General features: G+C 68.2%; 14 protein-coding genes. 2 read left to right on the top strand and 12 right to left on the bottom strand.

Annotated features, from left to right (window positions below):
* Positions 1 to 51: 51 nt before the first annotated feature.
* The 8 genes from dxs to ngcE all read right to left on the bottom strand — a co-directional run bounded on the left by dxs (position 52) and on the right by ngcE (position 10426).
* On the bottom strand, positions 52 to 1971 hold the full coding sequence (dxs, locus tag AB0D34_RS06735) for a 1-deoxy-D-xylulose-5-phosphate synthase (RefSeq protein ID WP_362657505.1): 1920 nt from the start codon (positions 1969 to 1971) through the stop codon (positions 52 to 54).
* 123 nt (positions 1972 to 2094) lie between these two features.
* The gene (locus AB0D34_RS06740) at positions 2095 to 3420 is read right to left on the bottom strand and encodes a sugar ABC transporter permease (protein ID WP_362657508.1); all 1326 of its coding nucleotides are present in this window, start codon (positions 3418 to 3420) and stop codon (positions 2095 to 2097) included.
* Positions 3417 to 4208 (bottom strand): ATP-binding cassette domain-containing protein, encoded by a 792-nt coding sequence (locus AB0D34_RS06745; protein WP_362657510.1) that lies wholly within the window; start codon positions 4206 to 4208, stop codon positions 3417 to 3419. The genes AB0D34_RS06740 and AB0D34_RS06745 overlap by 4 nt, the downstream gene beginning before the upstream one ends.
* 277 nt (positions 4209 to 4485) lie before the next feature.
* Positions 4486 to 5577 carry a substrate-binding domain-containing protein gene (locus AB0D34_RS06750; protein WP_362657845.1) on the bottom strand — a complete coding sequence of 364 codons (1092 nt, stop codon included), beginning with the start codon at positions 5575 to 5577 and terminating at the stop codon, positions 4486 to 4488.
* Positions 5578 to 5710: 133 nt separating this feature from the next.
* On the bottom strand, positions 5711 to 6910 hold the full coding sequence (locus AB0D34_RS06755; protein ID WP_362657513.1) for an ROK family transcriptional regulator: 1200 nt from the start codon (positions 6908 to 6910) through the stop codon (positions 5711 to 5713).
* A gap of 194 nt (positions 6911 to 7104) precedes the next feature.
* Positions 7105 to 8019 carry a carbohydrate ABC transporter permease gene (locus tag AB0D34_RS06760; protein ID WP_362657516.1) on the bottom strand — a complete coding sequence of 305 codons (915 nt, stop codon included), beginning with the start codon at positions 8017 to 8019 and terminating at the stop codon, positions 7105 to 7107.
* Between the two features lie 4 nt (positions 8020 to 8023).
* Complete coding sequence (locus tag AB0D34_RS06765; RefSeq protein ID WP_362657519.1) at positions 8024 to 8950, bottom strand: sugar ABC transporter permease; 927 nt, start codon at positions 8948 to 8950, stop codon at positions 8024 to 8026.
* A 15-nt stretch (positions 8951 to 8965) separates the two neighbouring features.
* A complete protein-coding gene (ngcE, locus tag AB0D34_RS06770) occupies positions 8966 to 10426 on the bottom strand; it encodes an N-acetylglucosamine/diacetylchitobiose ABC transporter substrate-binding protein (RefSeq protein ID WP_362657521.1) in 1461 nt (486 codons plus the stop codon).
* 345 nt (positions 10427 to 10771) lie between these two features.
* On the opposite strand from ngcE, the gene AB0D34_RS06775 reads away from it, so the two are divergent.
* Together AB0D34_RS06775 and AB0D34_RS06780 are read left to right on the top strand one after the other, a co-directional pair.
* The gene (locus AB0D34_RS06775; RefSeq protein ID WP_362657524.1) at positions 10772 to 14554 is read left to right on the top strand and encodes a GH92 family glycosyl hydrolase; all 3783 of its coding nucleotides are present in this window, start codon (positions 10772 to 10774) and stop codon (positions 14552 to 14554) included.
* A gap of 20 nt (positions 14555 to 14574) precedes the next feature.
* Entirely contained in the window at positions 14575 to 16506 is a 1932-nt protein-coding gene (locus AB0D34_RS06780) for an alpha-glucuronidase (protein ID WP_362657527.1), read from the top strand.
* Here AB0D34_RS06780 and AB0D34_RS06785 read toward each other — a convergent pair.
* The 4 genes from AB0D34_RS06785 to AB0D34_RS06800 form a co-directional block, all read right to left on the bottom strand.
* On the bottom strand, positions 16500 to 18512 hold the full coding sequence (locus AB0D34_RS06785; RefSeq protein WP_362657530.1) for a beta-galactosidase: 2013 nt from the start codon (positions 18510 to 18512) through the stop codon (positions 16500 to 16502). The genes AB0D34_RS06780 and AB0D34_RS06785 overlap by 7 nt on opposite strands.
* A complete protein-coding gene (locus tag AB0D34_RS06790; RefSeq protein ID WP_362657848.1) occupies positions 18509 to 19210 on the bottom strand; it encodes a hypothetical protein in 702 nt (233 codons plus the stop codon). Before AB0D34_RS06790 ends, AB0D34_RS06785 begins: the two co-directional genes overlap by 4 nt.
* Positions 19211 to 19668: 458 nt before the next feature.
* Positions 19669 to 21180: a xylan 1,4-beta-xylosidase gene (locus tag AB0D34_RS06795; RefSeq protein ID WP_362657850.1), complete on the bottom strand. Its 1512-nt coding sequence runs from the start codon at positions 21178 to 21180 to the stop codon at positions 19669 to 19671.
* On the bottom strand, positions 21180 to 22835 hold the full coding sequence (locus tag AB0D34_RS06800) for an extracellular solute-binding protein (protein ID WP_362657532.1): 1656 nt from the start codon (positions 22833 to 22835) through the stop codon (positions 21180 to 21182). The genes AB0D34_RS06795 and AB0D34_RS06800 overlap by 1 nt, the downstream gene beginning before the upstream one ends.
* Positions 22836 to 22863 lie beyond the last annotated feature (28 nt).

Below are 22863 nucleotides of genomic sequence, written 5' to 3' on the forward strand. Positions count from 1 at the left end.
GTCACACCACTGTCAAGAGTGGTGTGACCGGCCCGTTCGGGCGAGCCCTCGTCAGTCGCGGGCGGGCTCCACCTCGGCCGGGGCGCTGTCGTACCGGCCGTCCAGCTTGGAGACCAGGCCGGTGACCTGGCGGGCGATGTCGGGCGCGGTCAGCCCGATCTCCGCCATGATCTCGGCGCGCGAGGCGTGGTCGAGGAAGCGCGGCGGGATGCCGAAGTCGCGCAACGGAAGGTCGACGCCCGCGTCCCGCAGGGCCTGCGCGATCGCCGAACCGACGCCGCCGACACGGGAGTTGTCCTCGACGGTGACGACCACGCGGTGCCGTTCCGCGAGGGGGGCCATGGCCTCGTCCACCGGCTTGACCCAGCGCGGGTCGACGACGGTGGTGGAGATGCCCTGCTTGTCGAGGAGCGAGGCGATCTCCAGGCACATGGGGGCGAGGGCACCGACGGAGACGAGGAGCACGTCGGGCGTGTCGGTCCCCGGCTCGCGCAGGACGTCCATGGAGCCGACGGTGCCCACGGCGGGTACGGCGGGGCCGACGACGCCCTTGGAGTAACGCAGCACGGTCGGCGCGTCCTTGACCTGGACGGCCTCGCGGAGCTGGGCACGCAGCTGCTCGGCGTCGCGCGGGGCGGCGAGCCGGAGCGTGGGGACGACCTGGAGCATCGACATGTCCCACATGCCGTTGTGCGAGGCCCCGTCGTCGCCGGTGACGCCGGCCCGGTCGAGCACGAAGGTCACCCCGCACTTGTGCAGGGCGACGTCCATGAGCACCTGGTCGAAGGCGCGGTTGAGGAAGGTGGCGTAGACGGCGAAGACGGGGTGCAGCCCGCCGGTCGCGAGGCCCGCCGCGGAGACGGCGGCGTGCTGCTCGGCGATGCCGACGTCGTAGATCCGGTCCGGGAAGGTGTCCGCGAACTTCTTGAGGCCCACCGGCTGGAGCATGGCCGCGGTGATGGCGACGATGTCCGCGCGCTCCCGGCCCAGCTTGACCATCTCGTCGCCGAAGACGGAGGTCCAGCTGGCGGCGGAGGCCTTGATGGGCAGGCCGGTGTCGGGGTGGATCGGGCCGATGCCGTGGAAGCGGTCGGCCTCGTCCTGCTCGGCGGGCTCGTAGCCGCGGCCCTTCTCGGTGAGGCAGTGCACGATCACCGGGCCGCCGAACCGCTTGGCGCGGGCCAGCGCCGACTCCAGCGCCTCGATGTCGTGGCCGTCGATGGGGCCGACGTACTTAAGGCCCAGGTCCTCGAACATGCCCTGGGGCGCGATGAAGTCCTTGAGGCCCTTCTTGGCGCCGTGCAGGGTCTCGTAGAGCGGGCGGCCGACGACCGGGGTGCGCTCCAGGAGGTCCTTGCCGCGGGCCAGGAAGCGCTCGTAGCCGTCGGTGGTGCGCAGGGTCGCGAGGTGGTTGGCGAGGCCGCCGATGGTCGGCGCGTAGGAGCGCTCGTTGTCGTTGACGACGATGACGAGCGGCCGGTCCTTGGCGTCGGCGATGTTGTTCAGCGCCTCCCAGGCCATACCGCCGGTCAGGGCACCGTCACCGATGACGGCGACGACGTGGTCGTCGCGTTTGAGCACCTGGTTGGCCTTGGCCAGTCCGTCGGCCCAGCCGAGGACCGTGGAGGCGTGGCTGTTCTCGATGACGTCGTGCTCGGACTCGGCGCGCGAGGGGTAGCCGGACAGGCCGCCCTTGGAGCGCAGCCTCGAGAAGTCGTGGCGCCCGGTGAGCAGCTTGTGCACATAGGACTGGTGACCGGTGTCGAAGAGCACCCGGTCCTTGGGCGAGTCGAAGACCCGGTGCAGCGCGATGGTCAGCTCGACCACACCGAGGTTGGGTCCCAGATGGCCGCCGGTCTTGGAGACGGCGCCGACGAGGAAGCTGCGGATCTCCTCCGCCAGCTGGTCCAGCTCCTCGAGGCTGAGCCGGTCCAGATCACGCGGTCCCCTGATACGGGTCAGCAGCGGCACCCGTGCCTCCTTGCTGTAGAGCTGATCGAGCTTTGCCGGGCGGGTCGAGTCTAATGTTCTACGACATGCGAGTCGCCCGGCACCTTGCGGGGTGCCGGGCGACCTGCCTGGGGCGAGCAGCGCTTATCCGCGGCCCGCGGCCTTCTGAGACTTGCGCGACACCGAGTCGATGACGACCGCGCCCAGCAGAACACCACCGGTGATCATGTACTGGATCGACTGGTTCATGTTCAGCAGGTCCAGACCCGTCTGGATGGACTGGATCACCAGCATGCCGAGCAGTGCCGACCACACCGAGCCGCGTCCACCGAACAGGGACGTACCACCGATGACGGCCGCCGCGATGGCGAGCATCAGCGTGTTGCCGCCGCCCGCGCTCAGCGTGGCGCTGGCGGTCTGACCGGCGAAGAACATACCGCCGACGGCCGCGAAGCCGCCGGAGATGGCGAACACGGTGATCCGGATCATCGGGACGTTGATACCGGCACGGCGGGCAGCCTCGATGCCGCCGCCGACCGCGAAGACCTTGCGGCCGTACGTCGTACGACGCAGCACGAAGTCCACGACCACCAGCGCGGCGAGGAAGATCACCAGGGAGTTGGTGACACCGGCGGCGTCGTTCAGCACGGCCGCCGTCAGGAAGGACGCCACCGCGAGCACACCGACGCGCAGCACGATCTCGCTGGTCGGCCGGAAGGGAACACCCGCGGCCTTGCGGCGGCGCTGCTCGCCGAAGTTGCCGACGAGGGTGAGCACGACGGCGAGACCGGCAAGCAGGTAGGCGCCGATGATGGCCTGGTCCATGAAGAAGGAGCTCTGGCTGAGCAGGTGGACCGGGCCCGAGTCGGACGGGATGTTGATGGTGCCGCTGGAGCCCAGCAGCCACAGCATCAGACCGTTCCAGCCGAGGAAGCCGGCCAGGGTGACGACGAACGCCGGAACACCGATCTTCGCGAAGAACCAGCCGTGCAGCGCGCCGATGGCGAGACCGGTGATGATCGCCAGGATCAGCGCCAGCCAGACGTTCATGCCGTGTTCCACCACGAACACGGCGAAGATGGTGGACGCCAGACCGCTGACCGAACCGACCGACAGGTCGATCTCGCCGAGCAGCAGGACGAACACCAGGCCGATGGCGAGCATGCCGGTGGCCGAGAGGTAGTAGCTGATGTTCGACAGGTTGTCGGCGCTCAGGAAGCGGTCGTTCTGGAACTGGAAGATCGTCCAGATGACGATCAGACCGATCACGACCGGCAGGGAGCCCAGCTCACCGCCCCTGACCTTGCGGGTGAACTCGGTCCAGTAGCCCTTGAAGCCCTCTTCGCGGACCAGCAGCCGGGGGTCGACCACGTCGACCGGGGCCGCGGTGGGGTCGTCGGCGGGCGCGACCGTCGTCTGCGCGGCCTGGCCCTCCGTCTCCGCCTTGGAAACCTTCGATGTGTCGCTCACTTCGCGGCCTCCGTGCTGCGACGCCCCGCACGACGGGTCACGGCGTTGTCCGTGGCACCCGTGATCGCGGAGATGATTTCTTCCTGACTGGTGTCCTTCACCGAGAAGGAGCCGTTGTTCCTGCCCAGCCGCAGCACGGCGACGGTGTCGGCGACCGCCTTCACGTCGGCCATGTTGTGGCTGATGAGGATGACGCCGAGGTTGCGCTCGCGCAGCCGCTCGACCAGGTCGAGGACCTGTGCGGTCTGCTCGACGCCGAGAGCGGCGGTGGGCTCGTCGAGGATGACGACCTTGGGATCGCCGATCAGGGCGCGCGCGATGGCGACGACCTGACGCTGACCGCCGGAGAGGCTGGCGATCGGGATACGGACGCTCGGGATGCGGATGGAGAGCGTGTTCAGCAGTTCGCGTGAGTTCTTCTCCATCGTGACCTCGTCGATGACGCCGCGGTGCAGCAGCTCGCGTCCGAGGTAGAGGTTGCCGACCACGTCGAGGTTGTCGCACAGGGCGAGGTCCTGGTAGACCGTCGCGACGCCGAGTCCCTGGGCGTCGTGCGGCCTGTTGATGCTGACCGGGCTGCCGTCCCACTCGATGACGCCCTCATCGATGGGGTGGACACCGGCGATCGTCTTGACCAGCGTGGACTTTCCGGCGCCGTTGTCGCCGACCAGGGCGACCACTTCTCCGGCGTGGACCTCCAGTTCGACATCGGTGAGGGCCTGCACCGCACCGAATCGCTTGGAGACTCCGCGCAACGCCAGCACGGGCGTAGCGGACACGTGAACCATCTCCTTCGCCGCCTGACCGGCGGGGATGCCGCGCTTGGGGTAAGGCGCGGAGGATTGTGCTTTCAGCACTCGTCGGACGAGTTGCGCCATAAGCACTGATTTACAAGTCGAACATGCGCGCGGCCGATGCCTCTTGGCAACGGCTGCGTCCGCCATGCTTCCGTCCGGTGCCCGCCCCGCGGCGGGGTATGAAGGCGGTGCGGGCACCGGACAGGCTCTGTGTGCCTGCCGTCGGGGCGGGTCCCGTGAGAGACGCGCCCCGAGGGCTCAGGCCGTCTTACTCGAGGCCGGCCTTCTTGCACGCGGCGGCGTAGTCCGCGGTGCAGATGTCGGCGACGGTGTAGAGACCGTCCTTGACGACCGTGTCCTTGATGTTCTTCACGGTCACCGAGACCGGGGTCAGCAGCTTCGCCTGGACCTTGTCGCCGGAGCCGCTGGTGACCTCGGTGTCGGCCAGGGACTTGATGTCCTTGCCCTGCAGGAGGTTGACCGCGAGCTCGGCGGCGGTGTCGGCCTCGGGCTTGTAGGCCTTGTAGACCGTGGCGGACTGGGTGCCGGCGACGATCCGCTGGATGGCCGCGAGCTCGGCGTCCTGGCCGGTCAGCGGGATGTTGCTGATGCCCGCGCCCTTGAGGGTGTTGGCGATACCACCGGCCATGCCGTCGTTGGCGGCGTAGACGCCCGCGATGTTCTTGGCGCCCAGCTGGGTGATGGCGGCGGACATCTTCTGCGCGGCGACGGTGTCCTTCCACAGACCCGACTGCTCGTAGGCGATCTTCACCTTGCCGTCGAGGATCTTGTGCGCGCCCGCCTTGAACTGCGCGGCGTTCGGGTCGGCGTCGTCACCGTTGATCATGACGACGTTCGCCTTGGGGGTCGCCTTGGAGCCGAGGGCGTCGAGCAGGGCCTGACCCTGGAGCTCGCCGACCTTCTCGTTGTCGAAGGAGACGTACGCGGAGACCGGGCCCTGGGCCAGACGGTCGTACGCGACGACCTTGACGCCCTTGCTCACCGCGGAGGCGATGGAGGACTTGATGGCCGCGGAGTCCTGGGCGGAGACCACGATGACCTTGACGCCCTTGGTGACCATGCTGCTCATCTGCTGAGCCTGCTTGGCCGGGTCGGCCGCGGCGTTGGCGTAGGAGACGGTGCAGTCGCTGCACAGCTCCTTGACCTTGGCCTCGAAGTACGGCTTGTCGAACTTCTCGTACCGCGCGGTGACGTTGTCGGGCAGGAGCAGGCCGATCGACTTGCCGCCGGTGCCGGGGCTGCTGCTGTCACCGGCGTTGTCGTCGTCGCCGGCCTTGCCACAGGCCGCGGCGGAGACGGCGAGCGCCGAGATCGCGACGGATACGGCCACACGACGCATGAGCGTGTTCACTTTTGAAACCTCCCTGACGAGGCCGCGTCGTTGCGGCCGAGGTGGCTGGAAGTCAACTCGGCCACACGTGCGACGTCAAGAAGTAAATACTTAACGAGATGGCAACGACCTCCTGCGTTCTCTAAGTGAACGCAGGTGCCGCCGCATGCAGCGTGCTGTCCAAAAGGGTCGAATCACCCATCTCGCTGAGGGCGAGAGCGAGTGCTCCGAGCACCTCCGCGCGACCTCCAAGTGCCCCTGGAAGCACGCTCAGTTGGCGTGCCGCACTGGGGATCGCATAGCGGCCGACGGACTCCCTGATCGGCCCGAGCACCAGTTCACCGGCCTCGGCGAGATCACCGCCCAGGACCACTCGGCTCGGGTTCAGCAAGTTGCAGAGATTGGCGACTCCACTGCCGATGTGTCGGCCGACGTCGGCGATCACCCGACGGCAGCCAGGGTCTCCGTCCCGCGCGAGTCGTACTACGCCTTCCATGGTCAGGTCGGTGCCGTGACTGGACTGGAGCAGCGGAAGCACATAGCGCGCGGCCGTGAAGGTCTCCAGGCAGCCACGGTTGCCGCAACGGCAGACGGGGCCGGACTCATCAAGAGTAATATGCCCGATTTCTCCCGCTGTGCCACCCGGGCCCCGGTAGATCTTGCCCTGGATGACCAGACCGGCGCCCACACCACTCGCGACCTTGATGTACGCCAGGTCCCTTACCCCCCGGCCGCTGCCCCAGACCAGCTCACCGAGGGCACCGAGGTTGGCGTCGTTGTCCACGTGCACGGGCACGCCGAGCCGCCCATGGAGCTCCTCGGCGGGCTTGGCGCCGATCCAGCCCGGCAGGATGGCGGAGGAGCCCAGGGAGCCGGACTCCAGGTCGATCGGGCCGGGGACACCGAGGCCCACGCCGGCGATCTTGGAGCGGTCCACGCCGGTCGCCTCGATCAGCCGGTTGACCAGCTGTTCCGCCCGGTCGAAGCCCTGCGCGGCGGAGGCGTCCACGTCCAGCGGCTCGGACTCCTCGGCGAGCACCTGGTGGGCGAGGTTCCCGACCGCGACGCGCAAATGGGTGTGCCCGAAGTCCACGCCTATGACGATGCCGGCGTCTCCGCTCAGGGAGACCGCGCGGGCCCGTCGGCCACCGGCCGAGGTGGGCGTGACCTCGACGGTTCCGCCGTCCTTGAGCTCGCGGACGATGTTGGAGACGGTGGCCGCGGACAGTCCCGTGGTCCGCGCGATCTCCGCCTGCGTGAGCGACCCGGCCAGCCGGACGGCACGTACGACCCGCTCCAGGTTGGCACGGTGCAGCGACGACTGCGACCCCGGAGTCTCCACGACGACCTCCTGCGCGCGGGACCGCAGCGATGGGGCCCCGTCTATGTCCAACTAGTGAACTCTAAGCTGAGCCGTTAGGGTCGCCTCCCGTCAAGAGGTTGAACAGTATCGGCGTTCTTGCCCACGTCGAAGGGGCACCGCCCGTTCAAGATCCATATCTTGAAGGGACAGCGCCCGTGCGGGCGGGCGGAGATCTACTTGAGGGCGCCCGCCGTCAGCCCGGCCACCACCTGTCGCTGGAAGATGATGTACGCCGCGAGGACCGGGAGCATCGCCATGACCAGGCCCGCGAACAGGCCCGACCAGTCGCCCTTGTAGCCCTGGCTGGCCGCGAGCTGCACAAGCCCCTGGGTCAGCACCCGCTTGTCCGGGTCGGTGTTGAGCACCGTCGGCAGCATGTACTGGTTCCACTGCCCCAGGAAGTTGAAGATCCCCACGCTGATCAGGCCCGGCTTGGCCATCGGCAGCATGATCTGGAAGAACGTCCTGGAGTGCGAGGCCCCGTCCACGAAGGCCGCCTCCGCGACCGAGGTCGGCAGGGTGCGGAAGAACGCGGTCAGGAAGAACACCGTGAACGGCAGCGAGTAGGCGATGTAGACCAGGATCAGCCCGTGGATCGTGTTCAGCAGGCCCATGTTGTTCACGACGTAGAACAGCGGGACCAGCGCCAGCATGATCGGGAAGCTCATGCCGCCGATGAACAGGAAGTAGATGAACCGGTTGCCCGGGAAGTCGAACCGGGCCAGCACATACGCCGCCATCGAGCCGAGGACCAGGGTGCCGATGAGCGAACCCGCCACCACCAGGATGGTGTTGAGGAAGTAGTCGCTCATGTTGGCGTCGGTCCAGGCCCGCGACCAGTTGTCGAAGTGCAGCTTGTCCGGCAGCGCCCAGGGCGAGTTGAAGATGGAGCTGTCGTCCTTGAAGGACGTCATCACCGCCCACAGCAGCGGCATGACCACCATGAACGCCCACAGGATGAGCACCCCGTGGGAGAAGACGTTGAGGACGCCGTCTTTCTTCTCCTTGCGGGGCGGGCGGCTTGGGATGTCGACCTTGGCGACGGGAGCACCGGACTCGGCCGGGACGGGAGTTTCGGTCGTCTTCATCTGATCAGTACTCCAGCCGCTCGCGCCGGCCCAGTCGCATCACCAGGGCGGCGAACGCCAGCGTGACGACGAGCAGGGCGACGCCGATGGTGGTGGCATAGGCGGCCTGCCCGTCACGGAACGCCTTCTGGTACACGTACAGGACCATGACGGTGGTCGAGTAGTCGGGACCGCCGGGCCCGGTCGTCATGATCTGCACGACCGCGAACGACTCGGCGCCGAGGGCCAGGATGCCCATGTAGACCCAGCCGGACTGCACGGTGTCCCACAGCAACGGCAGGGTGATCCGGAAGAACGTGCTGGCACGGCCCGCCCCGTCGAGCAGCGCGGCCTCGTACAGGTCCGCCGGGATGGAGGCCATGCCGGCGCTGAACAGGACCACGAAGAAGCCGACCGTGGACCACACGAGGACCGCCATCACGGCCCACAGGGCGAGGTCCGGGTCGCCCAGCCACAGCGGCTGGACGCTGTCGAGCCCGATCCCCCGCAGAATCGAGTTGATGGCACCGCTGTCCGGGTTGTACGCGAAGGCGAACAACAGGGCGACGATCGCGATCGAGAGGACCTGCGGGAAGAAATACACGATCTTGTAGAAGGAGGAACCCCGAACGCCGGTGACGACCGGGCCCCCCTTTCTCTTCCGACCGCCGACATTGATCATGAAGGAGAAGAACAGCGCCAGGCTGATCGTCAGCAGCGGCAGCACGAGCGCGAAGATCAAGCTGTGCTGCAAGGACTTCCAGAAGATCTCGTCGTCCAGCATCCTCCGGTAGTTGTCCAGGCCGACCATCTTGAATTCGGGGCTCAGCCCGGTCCAGTCCGTGAACGAGTAGTAGATGGACTGGATGAAAGGCCAGACCACGAAGAGCGCGTACAGTCCCAGGGGCAGCGCCAGGAACCCCACGATGAACCGGTACTTGCCGTGCTGCATCGCCGCTCCGCCCGGTTACTGGTGCTTGTAGTGCTTGATCGACGAGTCCTTCGCGGCCGCGTCGGCGAAGCCCTGGATCTTCTTGATGGCCTCCGCCGGGGTGAGCCGTCCGGCCATCATCTCGCCGAGGCCCGCCACCCCGATCTGCTCCTTCTGGAGCTGGACGTACCAGTCCTGCAGACGCGGGTTCACCACGTTGTCGCCGGCCAGCTTCAGCGCCGCCACACCGGACTTGAGGCCCGGGGTGAGGGTGATGCCCTCGGTGCCGCCGTTATAGGCGGTCAGGGACTTCACCTTGGACGTGAAGTTCTTCGAGGACGCCTCGCTGAGCATGATCCGCAGCTGCTCCATGCCGCCCGCGGTGTTCTTCGCCTTGGCCGGGACGATGAAGGGCTCACCGCCGGAGGCCCAGATGGTGCCGAAGGGCATCTTGTCGGAGGAGTCGATGCCGGTGGGCGCCGAGACGGCGAGGTTGAAGTCGGCCGGGATGACGTTCGCCGACTCGTTCTCCACCCAGGAGCCGTTCGGGATGAACAGCGCCTTGCCCTGGGCCCAGGCGGTCTGCGACTGGATGTGGTCCAGACCAGGGGTGCCCTTGAGGACGTAACCCTTCTTGTAGAGCTCGTAGTAGGCCTCGAAACACGCCTTGACCGCCGGGTGCTTCCAGGCGTTCGGCTCCAGGTTGTCGATGGCGTCCAGGACCTCGACCCCGCCGACCTTGCCGATCATCGGGTACAGCGAGAAGGGGAGGTAGTACGGGTACTTGCCCGCGTACGTCCAGCCCGCCATGCCCTTCTTCTTGGCCTTCTCGCACACCGCGAGCATCTCGTCCCAGGTCTTCGGGTACTCCGCGTCGAGGGAGTCGAGGGCCTTCTGGGAGTACCAGACGCCGTAGACCGTGTACGCGTAGTACATGATCCACACCGGGTCGCCGTCGAACTGGCCCATCTCGACGATGCCGGGGCGCAGGGTGTCGCGGACCTTCTTGTTCGGGTCGTCGTAGGACGGGGCGTCCAGGAGCGGGGTGAGGTCGGCGAGCTGGTTCTTGCCGACCAGGACGCCCATGTCCATCTGCTCGGCGCCGGAGTTGTCGATGAGGTCCGGCGGGGTGCCCTGGTTGAAGCGGGGCTGGAGCGTGGACTGGATCTTCTGGGTGGCGGAGAACTTCACCTTGGCCTTGGGGAAGTTCGTCTCGTAGATCTTCACGGCGTCCTCGGCGTACTCCTTGCCGAAACCGCCGTCGAACAGGACGAACTCCATCTGCGCGGTGTCGTTGACCGCGAGGGGGTTCTTCGCGGTCTTCTTGCCGGCCTTGGCCTTGTCGCCGCTGTCGTCGCCGCCGCTGCTGGCGCAGGCGGACAGAAAGCTCATCGTCGGGACGGAGATCAGTCCGAGCGCGGCCGACCGCTTGATCAGATCGCGGCGGCCTACGGCCGCGCTGCCGTTGTTGCTGTTCTCGGCGGAAGTGGATCCCATGCTCAAGTCCTCGCCTTCTCCAGGACTCAGGCGGTGAACCGGATCCTCCCCGGCACCGCGGTCAGGTCAAGCAGGTTCGTGCAAGAGGGGTGAATCGCCGACAGGTATAGTCCACTTCCGGCCGGGGGAGCAAGATCGAACGCAATGTTGGCCGTGGGTGTTTTCGAGTTGAGACCTCGCGGAAATATGACCGCCCTGTGCGAAGCTTGCCGGAAAAATCCGCGACATAGGCCCCGAATGCCGCAGCCAACACCCTTGACACCACTGTCCACTTGGGCCACTACTGATCCTTGCACGGAAATGCTGACAACGTTGTCCATCCTCGTGCAGGGAGGGTACTCGCCGATGGCTCGGTACAGAACTCGGCTCAGACGGAGTACGGCGGTCGTGATCACGGCCGCCTTTTGCGTGACGGTGGGCTCACAGGGCGCGGCGGTCGCCCTGCCCGAGGCCCCCGACCCGGCGGAGCGGGGATTCGCCTCCTCCTTCGAGGCGGGCGACCCCGCCCCCGACTGGATCAACAGCGTCGACGGCGACCGGGCTTCCGGCGTCGACGGCGGCTACAGCACCGGTATTCCGGGCAACATCACCGACCACGTCACGGACGTCCGGGCGAGCGCGGAGAACACCGGCGGCGGCGAGGTGAAGGAGAAACTCGTCGACGGTGAGCCCGGCACCAAGTGGCTGGCCTTCCAGGCCACCGGCTGGGCCGAGTTCGACCTGGACAGACCGGCCAAGGTGGTCACCTACGCGCTGACCTCGGCCAACGACTTCGCCGAGCGCGACCCCCGGGACTGGACGCTCCAGGGCTCGACGGACGGCAAGGACTGGAAGACCCTCGACACCCGCTCCGGCGAGTCGTTCGACGAACGGTTCCAGACAAAGTCGTACGACCTCGCGGATCCGGCCGAATACCAGCACTTCCGGCTCGACATCACGAAGAACAACGGGGCCTCCGGCATCCTCCAGCTGGCCGACGTGCAGTTCTCCACAGGTGGCAGCGACGGGCCGGTGCCGCAGGACATGCTCTCGCTGGTCGACCGCGGTCCGAGCGGATCGCCCACCGCGAAGGCGGGCGCCGGATTCACCGGAAAGAGAGCGCTGCGTTACGCCGGTCGGCACATCGCGGACGGGCAGGCGTACTCGTACAACAAGGTCTTCGACGTGGACGTGGCGGTGGATCCGCTGACCCGGCTGTCGTACCGGATCTTCCCCTCGATGGCGGACGGCGACCGGGATTACGACGCGACCAATGTGTCCGTGGACCTGGCCTTCAGCGACGGCACCTACCTGAGCCGCCTCGGGGCCCGTGACCAGCACGGATTTGCGCTCTCACCGCGAGGGCAGGGCGCTTCGAAGGCGCTCTACGTCAACCAGTGGAACAACGTGGTCTCGCGGATCGGGTCGGTCGCGGCCGGGAAGACCGTCGACCGGATCCTCGTCGGGTACGACTCCCCGAGCGGGCCGGCGAAGTTCCGGGGCTGGCTGGACGACGTGACGCTGGAGCGGGCCGCGCCGGAGAAGCCCAAGGCGCATCTGTCCGACTACGCGCTCACCACCCGGGGCACCAACTCCAGCGGTGGCTTCTCGCGCGGCAACAACTTCCCGGCCACCGCCGTGCCGCACGGCTTCAACTTCTGGACGCCGGTGACCAACGCGTCCTCGCTGAGCTGGCTCTACGACTACGCGCGCGCCAACAACGCCGACAACCTGCCGACGATCCAGGCGTTCAGCGCGAGCCACGAGCCGAGCCCGTGGATGGGCGACCGGCAGACCTTCCAGGTGATGCCGTCCGCCGCCTCCGGCACCCCGGACACCGGCCGTGAGGCGCGGGAACTGGCCTTCCGGCACGAGAACGAGACCGCGCGGCCGTACTACTACGGGGTGCGGTTCGAGAACGGGCTGAAGGCGGAGCTGGCGCCCACCGACCACGCGGCGACCCTGCGCTTCACCTACCCGGGCGACGACGCGAGCGTGCTCTTCGACAACGTGACGGACCAGGCGGGGCTGACCCTCGACGAGGAGAGCGGGACCTTCACCGGCTACTCGGACGTGAAGTCGGGCCTTTCGACGGGGGCGACCCGGCTGTTCGTGTACGGCGTGTTCGACAAGCCGGTGGTGGACGGGGCGTCCAGCGGGGTGAAGGGGTACCTGCGGTTCAAGGACCGGACCGTCACCCTGCGCATCGCCACCTCACTCATCAGCCTCGACCAGGCCAAGGACAACCTGCGCCAGGAGATCCCGGACGGCACGTCCTTCGACGAGGTCAAGCGGGGCGCCCAGCGTGCCTGGGACCGGATTCTCGGCACGGTCGAGGTGGAGGGCGCCACCCAGGACCAGCTGACCACGCTGTACTCCAGCCTGTACCGGCTGTACCTGTACCCCAACTCGGGCTTCGAGAAGGTGGGTTCGAAGTACCAGTACGCGTCCCCGTTCTCGCCGATGCCGGGTCCGGACACCCCGACGCACACCGGTGCCAAGATCGTGGACGGCAAGGTGTACGTCAACAACGGCTTCTGGGACACCTATCGGACCACCTGGCCGGCGTACTCGCTTCTGACGCCCTCTCAGGCGGGTGAGATGGTCGACGGGTTCGTCCAGCAGTACAAGGACGGCGGCTGGACATCGCGCTGGTCCTCCCCCGGGTACGCGGACCTGATGACCGGCACCTCCTCGGACGTGGCCTTCGCGGACGCGTACGTCAAGGGTGTCGACTTCGACGCGAAGTCGGCGTACGACGCGGCCCTGAAGAACGCCACGGTCGTACCGCCCACCTCGGGCGTGGGCCGCAAGGGCATGGAGACCTCGCCGTTCCTCGGCTACACGAGCACCGACACCCACGAGGGCCTGTCCTGGGCACTGGAGGGGTACCTCAACGACTACGGCATCGCGCGGATGGGCCAGGCGCTGTACGGGAAGACCGGCGAGAAGCGCTACAAGGACGAGTCGGAGTACTTCCTCAACCGGGCCCGCGACTACGTGAACCTCTTCGACTCCGGGGCGGGGTTCTTCCAGGGCAGGGACCTTTCGGGCAACTGGCGTGTGGAGTCGTCGAGTTACGACCCCCGGGTGTGGGGCTACGACTACACCGAGACCAACGGCTGGGGTTACGCCTTCACCGCCCCGCAGGACAGCCGGGGCCTCGCCAACCTCTACGGCGGCCGCGGCGGCCTGGCGGAGAAGCTGGACGAGTACTTCGCGACACCGGAGACGGCCTCGCCGGAGTTCGTCGGCTCCTACGGCGGTGTCATCCACGAGATGACCGAGGCGCGGGACGTCCGGATGGGCATGTACGGGCACTCCAACCAGGTCGCCCACCACGTCAACTACATGTACGACGCGGCCGGTCAGCCCTGGAAGACGCAGAAGAACGTCCGTGAGGTGCTGTCACGGCTGTACGTCGGCAGCGAGATCGGACAGGGCTACCACGGTGACGAGGACAACGGCGAGCAGTCGGCCTGGTATCTGTTCTCGGCACTGGGCTTCTACCCGTTGGTGATGGGCAGCGGCGAATACGCGGTCGGGTCGCCCTTGTTCACCAAGGCGACCGTGCATCTGGAGAACGGTCGGGATCTGGTGGTCAGGGCGCCGAAGAACAGCGCGCGGAACGTGTACGTACAGGGCCTGAAGGTCAACGGGCGTACCTGGACGTCTACTTCGCTCCCCCACTCGGTGCTGTCCAAGGGTGCCGTCCTGGACTTCGACATGGGTCCGCGGCCGTCGAAGTGGGGCACGGGAAAGAACGCGACCCCGGTGTCGATCACCCAGGACGACGAGGTACCGACGCCGCGTGCGGACGTGCTCGGCGGTGACGGGTCGTTGTTCGACAACACCTCGGCGACGGACGCGACCGTGACCTCGGTCGACCTGCCGGTGCGCGGATCGGTCAAGAGCCTTCAGTACACGGTGACTTCGGCCGCCGACCGCACGAAGGCGCCGACCGGCTGGACGCTTCAGGGGTCGGACGACGGAACCAGGTGGAAGACCCTCGACCGGCGGTCCGGGCAGTCCTTCGCATGGGACCGGCAGACACGGGCGTTCACCGTGGGGTCTCCGGGTACGTACGGGAAGTACCGTCTGGTGCTCGACGGCGAGGCGGTCGTGTCGGAAGTCGAACTGCTCGCCTGAACAACGGAGTTGGGGGTCTCATGCAGGATGTCGATCCGGCCTGGCTGCCGGACGGGGCGTCCCGGCCGATCGGCACCCGACGGACCCTGATCCGCGGCACGGGTCCCCTGGTGGACACCGTGCGCGGGGAGGTGGAGAAGGCCTGCCGGCGGTTCGGGGGCGCGGTCGTCCAGGACGACCCCGATCTCGTGCTGGAGCTGACCGGCGACGACGGCAGCGAGGCTTTCACCTACGGACGCCGTGACAGCCGTACGACCGTCACGGCGTCCGGCGGTGCCGGGCTGCTGTACGGCCTCTTCCATGTCGTACGACTCGGGGAGTCCGCGTTCCTCGGTGAGGCCGAACGTGAGGAGCACCGGCCCGAGTTGGCGCTGCGGATGCTCGACCACTGGGACAACGTGGCCGTGCATCCGGTCATGGGCCAGGTGGAGCGCGGCTACTCGGGCGGGTCACTGTTCTGGGAGGACGGACGGGCGCGCGGCGATCTGGACCGGGTGCGGGCGTACGGCAGGCTGCTGGCGGCCTGCGGGATCAACGCCGTGGCCGTGAACAACGTCAACGTGCACGCGGCGGAGGCGCGGCTGCTGACCGACCGTCTGCGTGAAGTGGCGGACATCGCGGGGGCGTTGCGACCGTATGGGATTCGCACCCATCTGTCGGTGACCTTCGCCGCGCCGGTCGTGCTGGGTGGGCTGGAGACGGCCGATCCGCTCGACGCCGGGGTGCGGGAGTGGTGGGCCGAGGCGGTCGCGCGGGTCTACTCGGAGATCCCCGACTTCGGCGGGTTCGTGGTGAAGGCGGACTCGGAGGGGCAACCGGGGCCGTTCGCGTACGGGCGCAGTCACGCGGACGGTGCGAACATGCTCGCCGCCGCGCTCGCGCCGCACGGCGGTACCGTCCACTGGCGGGCCTTCGTCTACAACCACCGGCAGGACTGGCGGGACCGCTCGACGGACCGGGCGCGGGCCGCGTACGACCATTTCGTGCCGCTGGACGGGGAGTTCGCCGACAACGCCGTCCTCCAGGTCAAGCACGGGCCGATGGACTTCCAGGTGCGGGAGCCGGTGTCACCGCTGATCGGGGCGATGCCGGGGACGCGGCTCGCGGTGGAGTTGCAGGTGACGCAGGAGTACACCGGGCAGCAGCGGCATGTGTGCTGGCTGGGGCCCATGTGGAGTGAGGTGCTGCGGTTCGGGATCGCCGGGGAGACGCCGGTGGGCGCCCTTGCGCGCGGTGGGCTCGTGGCCGTGTCCAATGTCGGTGACGATCCGTTCTGGACCGGGCATCCGCTGGCCCAGGCGAACTTGTACACGTTCGGGCGGCTGGCCTGGGAGCCCGGTGCGGATCCGCATCGGGTCCTCGACGAATGGATCCGGCTCACCTTCGGAGACGGACCGGCGGCGGGGGTGCGGGCTGTGCTGACCGGATCATGGCGGACGTACGAGAAGTACACCGCCCCCTTGGGGGTGGGCTTCATGGTGCAGCCGGGCCATCACTACGGGCCGAGCGTCGACGGGTACGAGTACAGCCCCTGGGGCACCTACCACTTCGCCGACCGCGACGGCGTCGGTGTCGACCGGAGCGTGGCGAGCGGGACCGGGTACGCGGGCCAGTACGCCAAGCCGTGGGACGAGGTGTACGAGTCGCCCGATTCATGTCCCGACGAGCTGCTGCTGTTCTTCCACCACGTGTCGTACGGGCACCTGTTGAAGAGCGGCAAGACGGTGATCCAGCACATCTACGACACGCACTTCGAGGGCGTGGAGGAGGTGGCGGCCGCCGCGGAGGTGTGGGCCTCGCTGGTGGACCTCGTGGAGCCGGCGCGCCACGCGCGGGTGACGGAGCGGTTCGTCGAGCAGCTCCGGAGTGCCCGCGAGTGGCGCGACCAGGTGAACAGTTACTTCTTCCGGAAGTCGGGGGTGCCGGACGAGCGCGGTCGGACCCTCTACTGAAGGCGTAGGACGGCGACGCCCCTGGGGTCGAGGGTGAGTGGGGCGCCCGCCTCCGTCCGTTTGCCGGTGAGCAGGTCGTTCGCGGTCGTGTGGGCCTTCAAGTGGGCTGTTTCCTCAGTGTGGTTGAGGAGGAACAGCAGGCGGGTTCCGTCGGGGGCGACCCTGGTCGCGGCCTCCAGGCCCTGGTAGTCGGCGTAGGGGCCGACCAGGTCGTGGCGGGACAGGACGCGGCGGACCACCTGGTCGACGCCGGGCCGGTCCAGGGCCGTGGCGACGTACCAGCCCTCCCCCCGCCCGTACTGGTTGCGGGTCACGGCGGGGGTTCCGGCGTAGAAGTCCGTACCGTATGTGGCAACCGTCTCGGCGCCCCGGAGCTGCACGATCTCGAAGACGAGCCGCCCCTCCGACTCCAGCTCCGGGACGGGCTGGGTGAACTCCGGTGTGCGGGAGTCCCATTCATCGATCCGGATGCCCATGAGGGAGGCGAGGGGGCCGGGGACGTCGGTGAGGAAGGCGCGGTCGTGTTCGTCGACGCGGCCGGAGAGAAACGTGGTCAGGACCGTGCCGCCGCGTTCCGCCACCGCTTCGAGGCGGGCGGCGAGGTCGCCCTTGACCATGTGCAGGGCGGGGGCGAGGACCACGTCGTACGGGGTGAGGTCGGCGGAGTGCGGGACGACGTCCACGTCGGCGCCGGCCTCGCGGGTGGCCCGGTAGTAGGCGTGCACCACCTCCTGGTACTTGACCAGTCGGGACGGGCCGTCGGAGATCTCCAGGGCCCACCAGCTGTCCCAGTCGAAGAGGAGGGCGGTGCGGGCGGGGGTGCGGGCGCCGAGGGAGGCGCCGCCGAGCAGCGCCAACTCCTCGCCGAGTGCGGCCACTTCACGGAAGACGCGGGTGTCGTCGCGGCCCGCGTGGCCGATGACCGCTCCGTGGTACTTCTCGCAGGCTCCGCGGGAGGCGCGCAGCTGGAAGTACAGGGCCGCGTCGGCGCCGTGGGCGATCGCCTGGAAGGTGGCAAGGCGCAACTCCCCCGGCCTGCGTAGGGGGTTGACGTCACGGCAGGCCGTCGTGGACGGGGTCTGTTCCATCAGCCAGAAGGGGGCGCCGTCCTTGAGGCCGCGCATCAGGTCGTGGGTCAGGGCGGGCCAGGTCGGCGGGGCGTCGAGGGGCGGGTAGCTGTCCCAGGACGCGAAATCGAGGTGGGGCGCCCAGCGGTGGTAGTCGAGGGGGCGAAACATGCCCATGAAGTTGGTCGTCACGGGAGTGACCGGGTCATGGGCGCGGATCACCTCCTTCTCGGCGAGGAAGCAGCCGAGCAGCGCGTCGGTGGTGAAGCGGAAGTAGTCGAGCGTGATGCCCTGGAAGGCGGTGTGGTCGGGGCCCCGCCAGTGCTCGGTGAGGGCGTTCGGCGGCTCGATCTCGGCGAAGTCGCTGTAGCGGTGCGACCAGAACGTCGTCCACCAGGCGTCGTTGAGGGCGTCGAGGGCTCCTTCGTACTTCTCGCGCAGCCAGTCCCGGAAGGCTTCCGCGCACAGCTCGCAGTAACAGACGCCGCCGTACTCGTTGTTGATGTGCCAGGCGAGCAACGCCGGGTGGTCCGCGTACCGTTCGGCGAGTTTCTCTGCGAGCTGGGCGGCGAGTCTGCGGTACGCCGGTGAGCTGGGGCAGAAGTTGTGACGCTGGCCGTAGCGGTGTCGGCGGGCCTCGAAGTCGGTGCGGTTGACCTCGGGGTACCTGCGCGCGAGCCAGGGCGGGAGGGCGGCCGTGCCGGTGGCCAGGCAGACCTGTCGGCCCTCGGCCGCCGCCCGGTCGAGGACGCGGTCGAGGACCGTGAAGTCGTAGGTGTCCTCGGCGGGTTGGGTGAGCGACCAGGAGAAGACGCCGACCGTGAGGGTGTCGATGCCGGCCTTGGTGAACAGGCGGTGGTCCGCGTCCCAGACTTCCTGCGGCCACTGCTCGGGGTTGTAGTCGCCGCCGTACGGGATCTTGGAGCTCGACGGGCTCATACGGTGAAGTCCTCCTGGGTCTCGGCGATCACCGGACGGCTGCTGTGCAGCAGGGACAGCAGCAGCGGGGCGGCCAGCAGGGCGGGCAGGGCCTCGGTCAGTACGGCGGTCCCGGCGGCGGTCAGGACGAGCAGCGAGGCGGCGCCGAGGGTGGCGCGGGCGTGCCGGAAGAGGAAGTAGCCGGCGAGGCGGGCGGTGTCCCGGGTCCGGAAGGCGAACAGGGAGGTGAGCACGAGCGCGTGCGCGCCCCAGAGGAGCGAGCCGGCACCGATCACCGCGAGCAGCACCGCCCACCAGCCGGGCAGGCCGGTGGCGGAGAAGTGGGTGAGCGTGAAGGCGATCACCGTGAGCCAGGCCAGCAGGGGTGCCCACAGCTTCAGGGAGGAGACGGCGTTGAGGCGCCAGCCACGCCAGTAGGCCCGCGCCGGGTGGAGGTCGGCGAGGTCGCGGTCGCGGTGATGGAGGGCGTACAGGGCGGCGGCCGTCGCCGGGCCGAGGGGCAGCAGGCATACGGCGGCGAGGGGGAGGTTGGAGGGGGCGGGGCCGATGAGAAGCAGCGCGGCCAGGCCGGGGGAGGCGGCGATGAGGAGCAGCGCCTCGACGGTGACGAGGGTGTGGATGAGGGCGGCGGCTCGGGAGAGGGATCCGGTACCGAAGGAGGGGGTGGTGGGGGTTGCGGCGGCATCGTGGTCCGGGATCGCCCGTCGGGGGGTGGGGCCACCGGGGCCGGGACGGGCCGTGGGCTGCCCGGCGACGGAGGAGTCCGTGCCTCGCCGGTCGGCCCCCTCGCGCAGCAGCCGACCACCACGACCGGGACCGGCCACGGACTGCCCAACAACAGCCGAACCCACGCCTCGTCCGCCGTCGCCGGAACCGGGCCCCTCGCGCAGCAGCCGACCACCACGACCGGGACCGGCCACGGACTGCCCGACGACAGCCGAGCCCATGCCTCGTCCGCCGTCGCCGGAACCGGGCCCCTGACGCGGCGGCCCGGTGCGGTCCAGAGCTGCGGGGCCCGTCGAAGGCTCGTGAACCCCGTCCACCGAAGGGCCCGCTTCCGGATCAGGTCGGCCGTCGGTCGAGACCGGGTCGGCTGGGCCGCGGCCGACGGCATGGGCTGCCGCCCGATCACGGCCGGCCATCGCGCGCATCCCGCTCACCTCGGCCCCCTCCCCAACAACCGGCGCTCGTCCCACCACTCCGGCGCCTCCTCCTCGACCGGGCTCACCTCGACCAGGGTGACCTCGTTGCGGGCCAACGTCAGGTCCAGTTCGGTCCGTTCGTCCTCGACCGGCAGGCGCAGGTGCCGTCGGCCTGGTTCGGCTGCCTCGTGGAGTACGTCGATCTCGTGCGGCTTGGGTGAGCGCGGGCTGCCCATCCGTTGCCAGGCGGTGCGGGCGTTGCCGTGCTCCTCGTCGACCACGGACCGTCGTACGAACGCCTCCCGCGCACCCCGCACCGGCACGGACAGACGCAGCCGGTGCCGCTCTGGCCCCGGTGTCTCGCCGCTCGCGTCGACCGGCGCCCAGGCGAGGACGCTCACCCGGCCGTCGGAGTGGCGGGTGATCAAGTGGTCGGTGCCACGGGTGAGCAGGTCGGGGCCCATGCGGGCCATGAAGGCGTAGAGGTGGTACGTCGGTTTCCGCACCTGTCGGTGGGTGAGCAGGCCGAAGCCGCCGTGGAAGAGGGCGGTCGGCGGCCCGGCCTCCTCGAACATGTCACTGAAGGTCCAGTACGAGAAGGAGTCCGCGTGATCGCCGCCGCGGGCCACCACCGGCGCGAGGTAGGCGGCGTGGAAGGCCGTGTCATGGACCGGGTTGTCGGGGCGGTAAGAGGAGTTGAACTCCGTGATGTGGACCGGGAGTTCGGCCAGTCCCGTGCCCTTCAGGCGTTCCCGGGGCGTGGCGAACTGGTCCAGGAGGTGCTGCGCGGGCGCCAGCGTCTGGTGGACGCCGAAGGGGACGTGCTGGGCGGGGCCCGAGGTGTAGGCGTGCTTCGACACGAAGTCGACCGGCACATCGCGCCGTTCGGCGAACTCGGCGAACCGGTCCAGCCACTCGTCCGCTCCGGGTGAGATCGCGGGGCCGCCGACCTGGAGACCGGCGTCCACTTCCTTCACCGCGGCCGCGGTCACCTCGTACAGCCGGTGGTACGCCTTCTCGTCCGCGCCCTCCCAGAAGTCGGGCAGGTTGGGCTCGTTCCACACCTCGATGGGCCACTCCCGCACCTCGTCGAGGCCGTACCGGTCGACGAGATGGGTGACGGTCGCCTTCACCAGAGCGGCCCACTCCTTGTGCGAACGGGGTGAGGTGACATTGCCCCGCCACCAGAACACCGTCCGCTCCCCCGACGCCAACTCCTCGGGCATGAAGCCGAGTTCGAGGAAGGGCCGGATGCCGAGCTCCAGGTAGGCGTCGAAGACCTGGTCGACGTACGTGAAGGAGTGCCGGACCTGCCGGGCGCCCTGCCACTCGTACGGCCGGTACACGCCCATGCCGTCGCTCAGCAGCCCGTGTCCCCGGATGTGACGGAAGCCGATGTCGCGCTGGAGCAGCTTCAGCGAGTCCTGGTAGTCGCGGCGCAGGGCGAGTTCGATCCGGCCGGTGCCGACGCAGTGGCGCCAGGCGTCGGAGAGCCGGCCGGACGGCTCGGCGGGGACGCGGAGGATCACGCGTTCTCCTTCTTGAACCGTTCGTACGCCTTGTTGTGCAGGTCGACGAGCTGCTGCATGTTCTTGGCCTTCAGCTCGGAGAGGTACGCGTTCCAGTCGGACATCGGGCGCTTGCCGAGGACGAACTGGAGGGTGTTCTGGATGGCGGTGTCCTTGAGCGGGGTGTCCCAGAGGGTCGCCTGCTCCTGCTCGAAGGACTGGAGCGGGTGGGCCGGGTCGACGGGGAGTTCCTTGCGCTGGGACATGACGTCCTGGAACTTCTTCTCGTCCGGGCTGAAGTTGGAGGAGACCAGCTCCCAGCTGCCGCCGTAGGTGAAGACGCCGTTGAAGAAGCCGAAGTCCTTCTGGAGGTCCTTCGGGGCGTCCGGGTCCGATCCCATCAGCGAAATGCCGGGCTCCAGCGTGTACTTGCCGCCGGACTCGGTGTAAGTGACGCCCTTCACGCCCCACTTGCAGAACTTCTGACCCTCGTCGGAGTACCAGAGCCAGTCCACGAACTGCATCATCGCGACGAACGTGTCGCTCTTGAGGGCCTTGCTGGAGATCATGATGCCGTTCTCCAGCCGGATACCGCTCAGCAGGACCGGTCCCGCCGGGCCGAGGGGCACCGGGATCATCTCGATCTTCGAGCCCTTGACCTGCTTGTTCAGGTTGTAGCGGTAGTTCTGGACCAACTCCTGCGGGTTGGCGCTGATCACGTACGACTTCTCGGCCAGCAGCTTCTGGATGGCCTGGTCGTCCTGCTGGGTGAAGCTCTCCGGGTCGAGGAGCTTCTCGGAGACGATCTTTCTGAGGTACTCGACCATCTGCCGGTAGGCGTCCTGCGCCGCGGTGAAGACGAACTTCTGTGCCTTGGTGTCGAAGCTGATGTTGTCGTAGTTCCAGCCGGCCTTCACGCCATAGGCCTGGCCGAGGTAGCCGAACAACGCCCCGCACGGGAAGGGGGTGTTGGTGCTCCAGCGGTCGGTCCACGGGTATTTGTCGGGGTACTCCCCCTTGAGCGCCTTGAGGACGTCGTAGACCTCGTCCCAGGTCGTGGGCAGGGTCAGTCCGTGCTTGTCGAGGATGTCCGTGCGGAAGGACAGCGAGTAGCCGGACTTGGGCTTCTCGTGCAGGCCGGGCAGGAGGTAGTACTTGCCGTCGGACTGGCGGATGGAGTCGAGTTCGGGCTCCAGACTCCACTTCTTCACCTTGTCCCGGAAGTTGGGCATCAGGTCGACGTACTCGCTGACCGGGAGGATCGCGCCCGAGGACACGAAGGCGACCTCGCCGGGGTGGTAGGTCTTCGGGATGATGAAGGGGGCGTCACCCGAGCCGATGAGGACGCTGCGCTTCTTCTCGTAGTCCGCGAGCGGGACGTCGAGGGGCTTGATGGTGATCCCGGTGCGCTTGGTGACCTCCTTCCAGAACAACCAGCTGTTCTTGAGGGGGTAGACCGGGTTGTCGTTGTGCAGCATCGAGAAGGACAGCGCCTTGGCGGCCTTGAACTGCTGGCCGGCCTGGTAGTCCTTCATCGCGCCGTTCTGCTTCTTGGTCAGGTCCTTGGAGTCGCCTCCGTCGTCGCCGCTGCCGCAGCCTGTGAGGGTGGCGAGGCCGATGAAACCCGCGGCTGCCAGGATCTGACGCCGCGACAGCTCTCCTGCGTTCTTCACGGGAACTCCCTTGTTCCGTAGGTGAGTT

The organism is Streptomyces sp. NPDC048420, assembly GCF_040651535.1.
Taxonomy (GTDB): Bacteria; Actinomycetota; Actinomycetes; order Streptomycetales; family Streptomycetaceae; genus Streptomyces.